General features: G+C 69.9%; 9 protein-coding genes and 2 pseudogenes. 3 read left to right on the top strand and 8 right to left on the bottom strand.

Annotated features, from left to right (window positions below; all coding sequences use genetic code 11):
- Positions 1-24: 24 nt before the first annotated feature.
- The 7 genes and pseudogenes from A5705_RS03695 to A5705_RS03665 form a co-directional block, all read right to left on the bottom strand.
- Positions 25-1644: pseudogene (locus A5705_RS03695) on the bottom strand (ABC transporter family substrate-binding protein); the annotation flags it as partial.
- Positions 1645-1689: 45 nt separating this feature from the next.
- Entirely contained in the window at positions 1690-3579 is a 1890-nt protein-coding gene (typA, locus tag A5705_RS03690; protein WP_068275500.1) for a translational GTPase TypA, read from the bottom strand.
- A 178-nt stretch (positions 3580-3757) separates the two neighbouring features.
- Positions 3758-4498 carry a respiratory nitrate reductase subunit gamma gene (gene narI, locus A5705_RS03685; RefSeq protein ID WP_156763023.1) on the bottom strand — a complete coding sequence of 247 codons (741 nt, stop codon included), beginning with the start codon at positions 4496-4498 and terminating at the stop codon, positions 3758-3760.
- Position 4499: 1 nt separating this feature from the next.
- Positions 4500-5165 (bottom strand): nitrate reductase molybdenum cofactor assembly chaperone, encoded by a 666-nt coding sequence (narJ, locus tag A5705_RS03680; RefSeq protein WP_067881293.1) that lies wholly within the window; start codon positions 5163-5165, stop codon positions 4500-4502.
- Positions 5162-6790, bottom strand: coding sequence for a nitrate reductase subunit beta (gene narH / locus A5705_RS03675; RefSeq protein WP_068275497.1), 1629 nt, complete (start codon positions 6788-6790; stop codon positions 5162-5164). Before narH ends, narJ begins: the two co-directional genes overlap by 4 nt.
- 1 nt (position 6791) lies before the next feature.
- Complete coding sequence (locus A5705_RS03670) at positions 6792-10481, bottom strand: nitrate reductase subunit alpha (RefSeq protein ID WP_068275493.1); 3690 nt, start codon at positions 10479-10481, stop codon at positions 6792-6794.
- A 319-nt stretch (positions 10482-10800) separates the two neighbouring features.
- Positions 10801-11193 (bottom strand): (deoxy)nucleoside triphosphate pyrophosphohydrolase, encoded by a 393-nt coding sequence (locus tag A5705_RS03665; protein ID WP_067881302.1) that lies wholly within the window; start codon positions 11191-11193, stop codon positions 10801-10803.
- A 26-nt stretch (positions 11194-11219) separates the two neighbouring features.
- Between A5705_RS03665 and A5705_RS03660 the strand changes: the two genes are divergently transcribed.
- On the top strand, positions 11220-11504 hold the full coding sequence (locus A5705_RS03660; RefSeq protein ID WP_067881304.1) for a 4a-hydroxytetrahydrobiopterin dehydratase: 285 nt from the start codon (positions 11220-11222) through the stop codon (positions 11502-11504).
- Here the strand turns inward: A5705_RS03660 and A5705_RS03655 are convergent.
- Entirely contained in the window at positions 11501-12766 is a 1266-nt protein-coding gene (locus tag A5705_RS03655) for a mannosyltransferase (RefSeq protein ID WP_068275502.1), read from the bottom strand. The two genes, A5705_RS03660 and A5705_RS03655, sit on opposite strands and share 4 nt — an antisense overlap.
- A gap of 113 nt (positions 12767-12879) precedes the next feature.
- Here A5705_RS03655 and A5705_RS03650 point away from each other — a divergent pair, with 113 nt between their 5' ends.
- Positions 12880-13566: a hypothetical protein gene (locus A5705_RS03650; protein WP_067881309.1), complete on the top strand. Its 687-nt coding sequence runs from the start codon at positions 12880-12882 to the stop codon at positions 13564-13566.
- A gap of 45 nt (positions 13567-13611) precedes the next feature.
- Positions 13612-14127 (top strand): annotated as a pseudogene (locus tag A5705_RS03645) (hypothetical protein); the annotation flags it as partial.

The following is a 14127-nucleotide window of genomic DNA, read 5'->3' as shown; positions in this document are numbered from 1 at the left end:
CGGCTATCGCGATACCCGCCCGACCGGGCGCCGGGGGGGCGGCGGTGCCGGGGTCGGCGCCGGTGGAGACGTCGCGGGGCTCGTGCCCGGGCTCGCGGGCGCCGGGCCCGCGGCGGGTGTGGTGGTCGGCGTGCTGGACGGTGACACCGTCGTCGTCTGCAGCGCGGGGCAACCGTAGCGCGAGGCCAGCAGGGTCGCCAGGTTCCCCCCGGCCCGGTGCCAGCCCACGATCGCGTCCACCTGGTTGTTGGTCAGCGCGTCGCGATACAGCGTCACCGGGTCGAGCGCCAGCACGGTCGCGTCGATGCCGACGTTGCGCAACCGGTCGGCGGCGGTGTTGGCCACCGCGACCGACGTCGGGTCGTTCGACGCCACCCCGATGGCCAGCGACAGCGGTTGGCCGTTCTTACTGATCCGGCCGCGGATGACCTCGGGCGGGCCGGTGCTCGCCGGGGTGGGGGTCGGCGACGTCGACGAGTTGCTGTCGATCTGATAACCCGACGCCGACAGCAAAGCCAGCGCCGCCGGCGTGGTCATCGCCGGCGGAGCCGTCGGCTCGTAGCCGGGGTCGCTCGGCGAGCGGATCAGGGCCTGGTCCAGCGTGACGGTGTTGTCGCTGCCCGCGCCCACGGCCGCCAGCAGGTCAACGTCGAGCAACCCCAGGATCGCCTTGCGGACCTGGGCATCGGACAGCTTCGGCTCGCTGGCCCGCAGCGTGAGCTGCATGACCCGGGGCGTCACGATCCGGGCGGTGCGCACGTCGGGGATGGCCGAGAGCTGCGCGAACGCCGCGGACCCGCCGTGCACCTGGGCCACCTGGGTGTCGCCGTTGCGCACGGAATCGGCCAGCGCGGCGGGCGCGCCGGCGCGGCGGAAGAGGATCAGCGCGGGTTTGGCGGGCGGGCCCCAGTAGCGGTCGTTGCGGGCGAGCAGGATCTCGTCGCGCTGCGGGTCGATGGTCTCGACGCGGAACTGGCCGCCGGTGACCGGCAGGGCGCGCGCCAGCCCGGCCAGGAAACCGCCCGGCGCGTCCTTGATGATGTGTGCCGGCAGGATGTTGCTGAACAGCTCCTTCCAGGCCGGATACGGTTGCGCGAAGGTGACCACGGCCTGCTTGCCGCCCTCGAGCGATTGCACGCCGGTGATGAGGTCGTAGCCGGCCGGGTCGACCACGCCGGGCTGGCTGACCATCTGGCGCCACAGGTACCAGAAGTCGTCGGCGGCGATCGGGGCGTTGTCGGTCCACTGCGCCTCGGGCCTGATCTTGTAGGCCACCGTGAACGGGTTCTGGTTGGTCACCTCCGCGGACACCAACAGGGTCGGGTCCATCTCCCAGCGCGAGCCCGTCGGCGTGGTGGGATCCGGCACCGGCCGGAACGCGCTGGGCAACACCAGCGCGCTGATCGCCGCGTTCACCGGCGACAGGTCGGACAGCAGATGGGGGTTGAAACCGGCGCCGATCGAGTCGATGCCCATGATGATCTGAGTCGGCCGCTGCGGTGGCGGCGCCGAGTTGTGTGGCGTGTCGGTGCTCTGCGGGGCGGGCGGGGGGTTGACCGTGCACGCCGCCAGCACCACCCCGAACAGCGAGACCACCGCGGCCACCGTGAGGAAGAGGCGGCGGGCTCGTCTCGGCACGCCCATCAGGGTATCCAGCAGGCGCCCCGCAGCCCGTCGGGCCACGCGCGGCTAGCCCCGGGCCTTGGCCCGCGCCCGGCTGCGGGCCCGGGTGGTGGCGTCCAGCTCGACCTTGCGGACCCGCACGATCTCGGGGGTCACCTCGACGCATTCGTCGGGGGCGCAGAACTCCATCGCCTGTTCCAGGTCCAGCTCCAGCGGCTTGGCCAGGGTTTCCATCACGTCCGCGGTCGACGACCGCATGTTGGTCAGCTTCTTCTCCCGCGTGACGTTGATGTCGAGATCCTCGGGACGGGGGTTGATCCCCACCACCATGCCCTCGTAGGTGTCCTGGCCCGGCTCGACGAAGAACTGCCCGCGGTCGGCCAGCTGCAGCAAGGCGAACGGCGTGATGGTGCCGGACCGGTCCGACACCAGGGAGCCGGTGTGCCGGGCCCGGATCTCCCCCGCCCAGGGCCGGTACCCGTCGAACACGGCGTTGGCGATGCCCGTCCCGCGGGTGAGGGTGAGAAAGTCGGTGCGGAAGCCGATCAACCCGCGGCTGGGCACGATGAAATCCATCCGCACCCAGCCGGCCGCGTGATTGGTCATCTCCTCCATGCGGCCCTTGCGGCCGGCCATCAATTGCGTTATCGCGCCGACGAATTCGTCGGGGCAGTCGATCGTCATCGCCTCGAACGGCTCGTGCAGCCGACCGTCGATGGTCTTGGTGACCACCTGCGGCTTGCCGACCGTGAGCTCGAAGCCCTCGCGGCGCATCTGCTCGACCAGCACGGCCAGGGCGAGCTCGCCGCGGCCCTGCACCTCCCAGGCGTCGGGCGCTCCGATGTCGACGACCCGGATCGACACGTTGCCGACCAACTCGGTGTCCAGCCGGTTGCGGACCATCCGCGCGGTGAGCTTGTGCCCGCTCACCTTGCCAGCCAGCGGCGAGGTGTTGGTGCCGATCGTCACCGAGATCGCCGGTTCGTCGACGGTGATGCGCGGCAGCGCGTGGGCATGGTCGGGATCGGCCAGCGTGTCGCCGATCATGATCTCGGGGATGCCCGCCACCGCCACGATATCTCCGGCCGCCGCGACCTCCGTGGGGTTCCGCTCGACGCCCTCGGTCGCGAGCAACTCGGTGATCTTGGCGCTGGTGATTACCGGCAACCCGTCGACCTCGCGCATCCAGGCGACCTGCTGGCCCTTGCGCAGCTTGCCGTTGTAGACGCGGATCAGCGCGAGCCGCCCGAGGAAGGCCGAGGCGTCGAGGTTGGTCACCAACGCCTGCAGCGGCGCCTCCGCGTCGCCGGAGGGCGGCGGGATGTGCTCCATCAACACGTCGAACAGCGGGTCCAGGTTTTCTCCCGCGGGCACCTCGCCGTTGGCGGGCTGCTCGGTGCTGGCCACGCCCGCCCGCCCGGACGCGTACAGCGTCGGCAGACCCAGGGCGTGCTCGGCCGCGGCGGCCGCCTCGTCGTCGAGATCCGATGCCACGTCCAGCAATAGGTCGTGGCTGGCCTCCACGACCTCGGCGATGCGCGCGTCCGGCCGGTCGGTCTTGTTGACCACCAGGATGACCGGCAGGTGGGCCGTGAGCGCCTTGCGGAGCACGAACCGCGTCTGCGGCAAGGGGCCCTCGGACGCGTCGACCAGCAGCAGGACCCCGTCCACCATGGACAGCCCGCGCTCCACCTCGCCGCCGAAGTCCGCGTGCCCCGGAGTGTCGATCACGTTGATGACCGTGACCGTCCCGTCGCTGTTGTGGCGGTGCACGGCGGTGTTCTTGGCCAGGATGGTGATCCCTTTTTCTTTCTCGAGGTCACCGCTGTCCATGATGCGTTCCTGGGTGTCGTCGCCGCGGTGGTGCAGCGCGCCGGACTGCCGCAGCATCGCGTCGACCAGGGTGGTTTTCCCGTGGTCGACGTGGGCGACTATGGCGACATTGCGGAATGGCACGTCGGTGATTCTGGCAGCGAGGGCCTCAGATAGCGAACTGGCCGATACGCGCCAGCTCCGCGGCGTTGAGTGTGCGGTGGCGGCGCACTGTGTGCAGTGGCGGTGCGCCGGGACGGCGTGTCGTCGCCCTGGGCGCACACCCGAAGCCCAGGATGCACACTGAATCGCCGGCCGGTCGTCACCAGCCGCGGCGTCGCGGCGCCGACCCGATCAATTCGTGCGTCTCGGCCACGTCGCGGCTGCGGTAGACGATGTAGGGCCGGAAGAGATAACCGATCGGCGCGCTGAAGGCATGCACAAGCCGGGTGAACGGCCACAAGGCGAACAACGCCAGGGCGATGGCCACGTGGATCTGGTAGTAGAACGCCGCGTGCGCCATCAGGTCACCGCGCGGATCGAGCAGCCAGATCGACCGGAACCAGACGGAAACGTTCTGCCGGTAGTCATGCGCCTCACCATGGGGCGTGGCACCCATCAGGGTGCAACTCAAACCGGCCACGATGGCGCACACCAACACCAGGTACATCAGCTTGTCGTTGCGGGTGGTGGCCCGGAATACCGGCCCGTGGGTGCGGCGACGATAGATCAGCAATCCGATGCCGATCAGGGTGGCGAAACCGGCGGGCACGCCGAGCAGCAGCGCCTGCAGGTGATAGATGTGATCGCTCATCCCGACGGCCCGCGTCCAGGATTCCGGGACGACCAGGCCCATGACGTGGCCCATGATCACCGCGAGGCTGCCGAAGTGGAAGAGCGGGCTGCCGATCGACAACAACTTCGATTCGTAGATCTGCGACGAACGGGTGGTCCAGCCGAACTTGTCGTAGCGGTAGCGCCACCAGGTGCCGACGGCCGCGGCCGCCAAGACGACGTAAGGCACGTCGTCCCAGAAGATTTCGATCAATTTCAGGTGGACCAAGTCAGGCTCCCTTGGTGCGCTTCGGCGGGATGGTCAGGGTAAACGGTTGCAGCCCAACCGCTTCCGCGGGTGGGCCGCTCTGAGCCAGTCGTTGCGCCCGGCGCGCCTCCTCGTCGGTGGCGGGCGGCAGCGTCTGGCAGACCGCGGTGATCGCGTGCTGGTAGGGCGACCCGGCGTCGGCGAGGGCGTCCCGCAGCACCTCGATGGGAACCCGGTGCTCGACCAGCAGGCGGCGCCCGGCGCCGGGGTCGACGGTGGCGGCGAACTCGAGGACGACGGGTAGGTGGTCCGGCGCCTCGGCGCGGGGCGGTTCGACGCCCGCGTCGCGGTAGGCCGTGGCGAACGCCAGCATCTCCCGGCCGCGGTTGCGGGTGTCCCCGGCGGTCCAGTACGTCAGGTACATGGTGGTGCGCCGGCGCATGTCGAAGGTCTCGACGTAGCCCGTCTCGGCGGCCATCGGCGTCAGCGCCCGCAGGGCCGCGGCCGTGCGGCGCAGCAGCGCCGCCGCGGGCGTGTCGACGGGGCCCAGCAGCTGCTCGACGGTGCCGAGCCGATCGGCCAGCCCGTCATCGGGATAGGCGAGCAGCAGCGACGCCGCCTGCCATATCAGCCGGTCCTGCAGCGTCCGGTTGGCCGAACGGTCCCGGAGCGGGGCGAGCAGCCTCATCGCCCGCCCTCCGGGAACAGCCCGTCGGGCACCCCGTCGCCGTCCCACGTGAGCAGATTCACCCGCGTGCGACCGCCCCCGCCCAGCTGGCGCTGTTTGAGGGCGTGGAAGGTTTCCACCGCCACCGGCACCGGGGCGCCGCTGCCCTCGCCGAACGGGCCGGATTCGTACATCCCCGGACCGCCGTCGCCCGACAGCGAGCAGCCCATCTCCTCGAGATCGCGGGCCTGCGGGGTGAAGGCCGTTGGAATGACGTAGCGCTCTTCGTATTTCGCGATCGCCAGCAACCGGTACATGTCGTAGATCTCTTCTTCGGTCATGCCGACGGCGTGCGCGATGTGGGGCTGAGTCTCGCGCCCGAGGTTGATGTCGCGCATGTAGGAGCGCATCGCGGCCAGCCGGCGCAGCACGCCCTCGACCACGTGGGTGTCGCCGGCGGTGAACAGTTCGGCGAGGTATCGCATCGGGATGCGCAGCGCGTCCAGCGCGCCGAAAAGGTTGCCCAGGTCCTCGCCGTCGTGCCCGTCGCGGCTGACGGCGTCGACGACCGGCGACAGCGGCGGGATGTACCAGACCATCGGCATGGTCCGGTACTCCGGGTGCAGCGGCAGCGCCACCTTGAACTTGTTGATCAGCGCGTACACCGGGGACCGCTGCGCGGCCTCGATCCACTCGTCGGCGATGCCCTCGGCGCGGGCGGCGGCGATGACCTCGGGATCGCTGGGGTCCAACAGGATCCGGCGCTGCGCGTCGTAGAGGTCCTTGTCGTCTTGCACCGCCGCGGCCTCGAGCACCCGGTCGGCGTCGTAGAGCACGAGGCCGAGATAACGCAGCCGGCCCACGCACGTCTCCGAGCAGATCGTCGGCAGGCCGACCTCGATCCGCGGGTAACACAGCGTGCACTTCTCGGCCTTGCCGGTCTTGTGGTTGAAATACACCTTCTTGTAAGGGCATCCGGACACGCACATCCGCCAGCCGCGGCAGCGGTCCTGATCGACGAGCACGATGCCGTCCTCGCTGCGCTTGTACATCGCGCCCGACGGGCACGACGCGACGCAGGACGGGTTGAGGCAGTGCTCGCAGATCCGCGGCAGGTAGAACATGAAGGTCTCTTCGAGCTTGAGGGTGATCTCGTCGCTGACCTTCTGCAAAATCGGGTCACCGGACAGGATTTCGGGCGACCCGGCCAGGTTGTCGTCCCAGTTGGGTCCCCACGACACCTTCATCGGCTCACCGCTGATCAGGCTCCTGGGCGCGGCCGTGGGGAAGGTGTCACCCGCCGGCGCCGTCGTCAGGTTCTCGTAGTCGTAGGTCCACGGCTCGTAGTACTCGTCGATGGTGGGCAGCTTGGGGTTGGCGAAGATCCGCAACAGCTTGTGGATGCGGCCGCCGTCGCGCAACCGCAGCCGGCCCTTCTTGTCGCGGATCCAGCCGCCGCGCCAGCGCTCCTGGTCCTCGTAGGTGCGCGGATAGCCTTGCCCCGGGCGCGTTTCCACGTTGTTGAACCAGACGTACTCGGTGCCGCCGCGGTTGGTCCAGGCCTGCTTGCAGGTGACCGAGCAGGTGTGGCAGCCGATGCACTTGTCCAGGTTCATCACCATCGCGAGCTGTGCCATGACCTTCATGTCAGTACCGCACTTCCTGGCTGCGACGCCGCACCACGGTCACCTCGTCGCGCTGGTTGCCGGTGGGGCCCAGGTAGTTGAACGCGAACGAATGCTGGGCGTAGCCCCCGGCGAGGTGGCTGGGCTTGATGCGCACCCGGGTCAGCGCGTTGTGGTTGCCGCCACGCTTGTTGTTGGTCTCGGTGCGCGGGGTGTCGACGGTGCGCTCCTGGACGTGGTAGACGTAGACCACGCCGTCGGGCATCCGGTGGCTGACGATCGCCCGGCACACGTAGACGCCGTTGACGTTCACCGCCTCCACCCAATCGTTGTCCCGCACACCGATTTTCGCCGCGTCGCCCGGGCTCATCCACATCGTCGGTCCGCCGCGCGACAACGACAGCATGTACAAATTGTCCTGGTAGGTGGAGTGGAACGACCACTTCGAGTGCGGGGTCAGATACCGCACGGTGAGGCCGATCCCGTCGTCGGTCGGGCCCAGCTCCGGTTGGCCGAACAGCCGCGCCATGTCCAGCGGCGGCCGATAGACGGGCAGATGCTCGCCGAGTTCCTCGACCCAGTCGTGCGCCAGATAGAAGTGCATCCGCCCGGTCAGCGTGTGAAACGGCTTGAGGTTCTCGATGTTGATGGTGAACGGGGCGTAGCGGCGGCCGCCGGTCTCACTGCCCGACCACTCCGGGCTGGTGATCACCGGGACGGGGCGGGCCTGGGTGTCGGCGTAGGTGATGCGGCGCTCCTCGCTACCTTCGGCCAGGTGTGCCAGCCGCTGGCCCGTGCGCTTCTCCAGCTCGCGGAAACCCTCGACGGCCAGCCGGCCGTTGGTCGTCCCCGACAACAGCAGCAGCACGTCGGCCATCCGGGTGGCGGTCGTCACGGCCGGACGACCCGCCGCGACGCCGGAATTCATCACGCCGAACCGGGCGGCCAATTCCTCGACCTCCCGGAACGGGTGCACGGTGACGCCCTTGGTGGTCACCCCGAACTGATCGACGAGCGGGCCCAACGTGAGCCACTTGTCGTAGATGGCGGTGTAATCGCGTTCCACCACCGTGACTTTGGCCATCGTGCGTCCGGGCACCGGGGTGGCGCCGGTGTGCAGCCAGTCCCGCTCGGTGCCGTCGGGATAGGCCATCGCGTCCGGGGTGTCGTGCTGCAGCGCGGTGAGCACCACGTCGCGTCGGGTGCCGAGGTGGCGCTTGGCCATCGCGCTGAACGCCCGGGCGATGGCGCCGAAAGCGTCGAAGTCCGAACGGGTTTCCCACGGCGGGTCGGTGGCGGCGCTGAACGCGTGCACGTAGGGGTGCATGTCGGTGCTGGACAGGTCGGCCTTCTCGTACCAGGTCGCCGCCGGCAGCACCACGTCGGACACCAGCGTCGTCGAGGTCATCCGGAAGTCGATCGACATCATCAGATCGAGCTTGCCCTCGGGGATCTCGCCGCCGCACGCCACGTCGACGGGCCGCACCCCGTCCTCCGGGGGCCGCGCCTGCGCGTTGGAATCGGTGCCCAAGAGGTGGCGCAGGAAGTACTCCCCGCCCTTGCCCGACGAGCCGATCAGGTTGGCCCGCCACACGGTGAGCACCCGCGGCCAGTTGGCCGGATTGTCGGGATCGGTCACGGCGAGCTTGAGTTCGCGCCGCCCGAGCTGCTCGGCGACGTACTCGGCCGCGTCGAGGTCGGCGGCGCGGGCCTCGTCGGCGACCTGCAGGCTGGACCGGTCGAACTGCGGGTAGAACGGGCTCCAGCCCATCGCCACCGAGGAGGCCAGCAGGTCGATCGTGTGCTTGCCCGCGAACCGGCCGCGGCCCACCGGGCTGGCGAGTTTGTCCGCCCCGTACCCGTCGTAGCGCCATTGGTCGGTGTGCGCGTACCAGTACGAGGCGCCGGGCACCTGCCGCGGCGGGCGCGACCAGTCGGTGGCCATCGCCATGGTCTGAAAGCCGGTGAGCGGACGCACCTTCTCCTGACCGACGTAATGCGCCCAGCCGCCGCCGTTGCGGCCCATCGACCCGGTCAACATCAGCAGCGCCAGCACCGCGCGGTAGATGGCGTCGCTGTGGAACCAGTGGCAGATGCCGCCGCCCATGATGATCATCGAGCGGCCGCCGGATTCCTCGGCGCTGCGGGCGAATTCCCTGGCGACGCGGATGGCCTGCGCGGCCGAGACGCCGGTGATCGGCTCCTGCCAGGCCGGGGTGTTCTGGTGCGTCGGGTCGTCGTAGCCGGTGGGCCAGTCGCCGGGCAGCCCGGGGCGTGCCACCCCGTACTGGGCGAGCATCAGGTCGAAGACGGTGCACACCAGGTGGTTACCGACGCGGCGCACCGGCACCCCCTGCGCCAGCGTGCCGCCCTCGCCGTTCACCGTGTCGAAGCTGGGCAGGTGGACGAGCGCGGTGTCGTGGGCCCCGATGACGCTGAGCGCCGGCGTCAGCTCCCCGAGGTCGAGGTTCCACTTGCCGACGCCGTCCTCGCCGTAGCGGAAGCCCAGCGAGCCTTGGGGAATGGCAACGGAATTCGTCGCCTCATCGAAAACCGCGGGCTTGAGCGCGGCATTCTCGGAGTTTTCAGTGGTCTCGCCGATGTCCGCTGCCGTCAGGTTCTTGCCGGGCACCAACATGTCGCCGCGCTGCTCGAGCTTGATCAGGAACGGTAGGTCGGTGTAGCGGCGCGCGAAGTCGGCGAAGAACGGAACCTGGTTGCGCACATAGCATTCCGACAGCATCACGTGGCCCATCGCCATGGCCAGCGCCCCGTCGGTGCCGGCGGCGCACGGCATCCACTCGTCGGCGAACTTGGTGTTGTCGGCGTAGTCGGGGCTGACCGTCACCACCTTGGTGCCGCGGTAGCGGGCCTCGGCCATCCAGTGCGCGTCGGGGGTCCGGGTGATCGGGACGTTGGAGCCCCACATCATCAGATACGCCGCGTCCCACCAGTCCCCTGACTCCGGCACGTCGGTCTGGTCGCCGAACACCTGCGGCGCGGCCACCGGCAGGTCGGCATACCAGTCGTAGAACGACGTCATCGCTCCGCCGATCAGCTCGTAGAACCGCGAGCCGGCGGTGTACGACACCATCGACATCGCCGGGATCGGCGAGAAGCCGGCGACCCGGTCGGGGCCGTAGGTCTTGATGGTGTGCACGTGCGCGGCCGCGATCATCTCGGTGGCCTCTGCCCAACTGATCCGCACCAGCCCGCCCTTGCCCCGCGCCCGCTGATAGCGGCGACGGCGCTCCGGGTCGCCCTGGATGTCGGCCCACGCCAGTACGGGGTCACCCAGCCGGGCCTTGGCCTCGCGGAACATCTCGATCAGCACGCCGCGGGCATAGGGATAGCGCACCCGGGTGGGCGAGTAGCTATACCAGGAGAACGACGCCCCGCGCGGGCAACCGCGCGGCTCGTACTCGGGCCGGTCCGGACCCACCGACGGGTAGTCGGTCTGCTGGGTCTCCCAGGTGATGATCCCGTCCTTGACGTAGATCTTCCACGAGCACGATCCGGTGCAGTTCACCCCGTGCGTGGAGCGGACGACCTTGTCGTGGCTCCACCGGTCGCGGTAGAAGACGTCGCCCTCACGGCCGCCCTGCCGGGTGACGGTGCGCAGATCGGCCGAGAACTCGCCGGGGGTGAAGAACCGCCCACTGCGTTCGAGTAGCTCCTCGAGCGGACCGCCGATATGAGGTGTGACAGTCAAGCGCTAAACCCTCCTACTCGGTTGCGTCGCGCCGCGTGCTCGGGCCGTGAGTCGCTCGCCGATCCGCCCGTAGGGCGGCGCCGGCGCACCACCATAGGTCGCGGACGATGAGCCCGCCAGGCACGCCGGGCGCGGGCTGTCAGCGACGGCCCGCGCCGTCAACGTGGGTGTTCTGCATCGACGAATGTTCGGAGTCGTTACCGGCATGCAAATCGAGGTTACGGCGATTTGACGTTATTACCTTCCGATTTCACGCGTGTCAGCTGCGATGGCGCTGTACGTTCGCTGCAGGGAGTCTGTGGGCTGGTTATGAGGCTGCTCACAGCGCTCGGGCCAAGTCGCCGAGCCAGCCGCGATCGGCGGGCACCCAGTCGACGTCGTCCAGTTCCGCCGCCGTCACCCAGCGCAGCGCCTGATGGTCGCGCGGGTGCGGTTCCCCGTCAAGCAGCCGCACCCGATAGGCCCGCAGCGTCGTCGTCGCATTCAGCGCGATGTCGGCGCCGAGGCGTTCACCCACCGCGATGTCGCCGATCTGAAGGCCCAACTCCTCGGCCAGCTCACGGGCCAGCGCGTCGGGCTCGGTTTCGCCGGGCGAGACCTTGCCGCCGGGCAGTTCCCAGCGCCCGGCCAGTTCCGGCGGCCGGACGCGCTGCGCGACCAGGACCGCGGTGCCGCGGATGATCGCCCCGGCGACGACGATCTGGGTCGGCATGGCCAGTGACGGTATACGGTCGGGGTATGGCTGTGTTAACGGATGAGCAAGTGGACGCCGCACTGCCCGAACTCAATGGCTGGGAGCGTTCCGGCGGCGCCCTGCGCCGGTCGATCAAGTTCCCGTCGTTTCTGGACGGCATCGAGGCGGTGCGCCGGGTGGCCGAGCACGCCGAGAGCAAGGACCATCACCCGGATATCGACATCCGTTGGCGGACGGTGACTTTCGCGTTGGTCACGCATTCCGCGGGCGGTATCACGCAGAACGACGTCGACATGGCGCGCGACATCGACGGGATCGTCGGGGACTAATCCTTGGGCGCGCGTCGGCCGGTGGCAGCGATCCAGATCAACGTCGCCACCGCCGCCACGATGTAGGTCAGCCCCGCCCAGGCCAGGTACCACGGCCGGCTGACCTGCCAGATGGTCGGTTGCGCGAAGCTCAGCAGCCAGGGCACGCCGACGATCGTCAGCGCCAGCCACCCCCACCCGACGATGCGGGCGCCCGGCCGCTCCCGCGGTGGCCCGTGAATCGCCCAGATCATCAGGGGCACCAGCCACACCCAGTGGTGCGTCCACGAGATCGGCGAGAGCAGCAGCCCGAACAACTCCACCACCAGCAACTTGCCCAGCCGATCGGAAGGCTCCAGCGCCCGCCACGCCAGCAGCGCCAGCAGGGCGGTGACGGCGATGGCGGCCAACACCACAGGGCCGAAGCCGGCGTCGTGCCCCAGGATCCGCGAGATGCCGCCGCGCCAGGACTGATTGAACGAAGTGGCGATCGGCCCGACCCGATGCGCGTCGCCCAGCAGCTTGGTGAAGTAGTAGCGGGTCTGTTCGCCGACGACGAGAACCGACACGCCGACGGTCGCGAGAAACACGACCGCCGAGAACGCCGCCGCGCCCCAGCGCCGAACGCCGAGGAGGTAGACGCCCGAGATCGCCGGCGTCAGCTTGATCCCGGCCGCCACGCCGACCAGTAGCCCCGACAGCCACCACCGCGACGTGTAGGCCGCCCCCAGGACCGCCAGCATGAGCAGCACGTTGACCTGCCCGTAGTCGAAGGTGCTGCGCAGCGGCTCGATCCAGATCGTGATCGCGGTCCACAGCATCGCCAGACGGTGACCGGCGCGGCCGGGGACGCCCATGAGGCGCTGGCTGATCCGGATGGCGCCGTACAACGCCGCGATGGTGGCGATCTGCCACAGGAACGCGACGAGGCCGAAGGGCAACAGGTGCAGGGGGTAGAAGACGACCGCGGCGAACGGCGGGTAGGTGAACGGTAGCGGGAAGTCGGGCGTCTGGTCGGCGTAGACGTAGCTGTACAGCGTGCCCGGGTGGTCGATCGCCGCGGCGCCGCCGAGGTAGACGTGCAGGTCGACGAAATTCGCGCCGTTGGGCACCAGGTACGTCCACGCGAGTCGCGCCGCCACGCTCACGATCAGCAGCGCCGGCGCGGCCGCCCGAAGCAGGCCGGGCAACCGCCGCGTGAGGGGTGCCGCCGGGGCGGCCGTGCTGGTGTCTACCCGCCCGACTTTAGCGAGCGCCCCGTCGATTGTGGGCCGCCCGGTCACCGCCGTCACTCGTATCGGTAACGATCAAATAAATGCCACACGTGTCACTTGAGTCACACCAGTATCAAAGTAACTTCGGCGCCGGACCCAGTCGTCGAACACCAGGGAGAGTCATGCCAACCATCTGGACCTATTTGCGAGCGACCGCCGTCGTAGTCGGTTCGTCCGCCGCGCTATTGACGGGCGGTATCGCCCACGCCGACCCCGTGCCGGCCCCGCCCGTGCCGAACATTCCGCAGCAGCTGATCAGTTCGGCGGCCAACGCGCCCCAAATCCTGCAGAACCTTGCCACCGCCCTCGGCGCGACCCCGCCGGCGGCGCCCGCCGCCCCCGGCATCACCTTCCCGGGCTTGCCCTCGGCGACCGCACCCGCGCAGTCTCCGGCGGCCATCCCGTCGATCCCGGGGCTCACCCAACCCGCCGCCCCCACCGCGCCGTCGGCGACGTCGGCGATCCCGGGGCTCGGCTCGATCCCGGGCCTGACGCAACAGGCTCCCGCGGCACCCGCCGCCCCGGCCGCACCGTCGATCCCGGGCCTGCCGGCCATCCCGGGGCTGGGGGCACCGGCGGCGCCGGCGACCCCGCCCGCGCCTCAGATCCCCCAGGCGAAGGTCGACATGCCGGCCCTGCCGTCCGGCCTGCCGGTCAACGTGCCCGCGCAGCTGACGCTTCCGCAGGACCTGACGGCGCTGGCCACCGGGCAGGCTCCGGCCGCCCCGGCGGCACCGGCTCCGGCGGCACCGGCCCCGGCCGCATCGGCGCTCAACCCGATGGCTCCGCTGCTTGCGGCCATCCCCTGAGCAGCACCGTAGGCAGCAAATCCACAACCTAGACCGGAGGGCATCGTGGTAAGCACTCGCAATCTGTCCAAAGGTGTGGCCGCTGTCGTCACGGCGTCGGCTGCCGCGTTCGGGTTCTGCCCGAGCGCGGCGGCCGACCCGGCGGCGCCGCAGCCCACACCGCAGGCGAACACCAGCCAACAACTACCGGGCCTGCCGGCGCTCTCGGAGCTGAGCCCGATCATCCAGCAGGCGGCCAGCAATCCCGGGCAGGCGACCCAGCTGCTCATGGCCGCCGCGCAGGCTTTCACCCACAGCCCGACGGCGCCCACGCAGTCCAAAAACGTTGCGGCGTCGGTGAATCAGTTCGTGCAGGAGCCGGGCGCGCCGGTTCCCGGTGCGCCCGCACCCGCGCCGGGCGCCGCCACCCCGCCCGACATCGCGCCGGTGCAGCACGTGCCGCCGGCGGGCATCGAGCCGGGTCTGCAGTCACACCTGCCGCCGGGCATCGATCCGGCCCATGCCGCCGGCCCCGGGCCCGCCGCCGCGCCGGCACCGGCGGCGGACGCCACCGCCGCACCG

This window comes from Mycobacterium sp. E787 (assembly GCF_001668725.1).
GTDB lineage: Bacteria > Actinomycetota > Actinomycetes > Mycobacteriales > Mycobacteriaceae > Mycobacterium.
The sequence above is the reverse complement of the archived record's forward strand: the minus strand, read 5'-3'. Positions and strand labels throughout refer to the sequence as shown.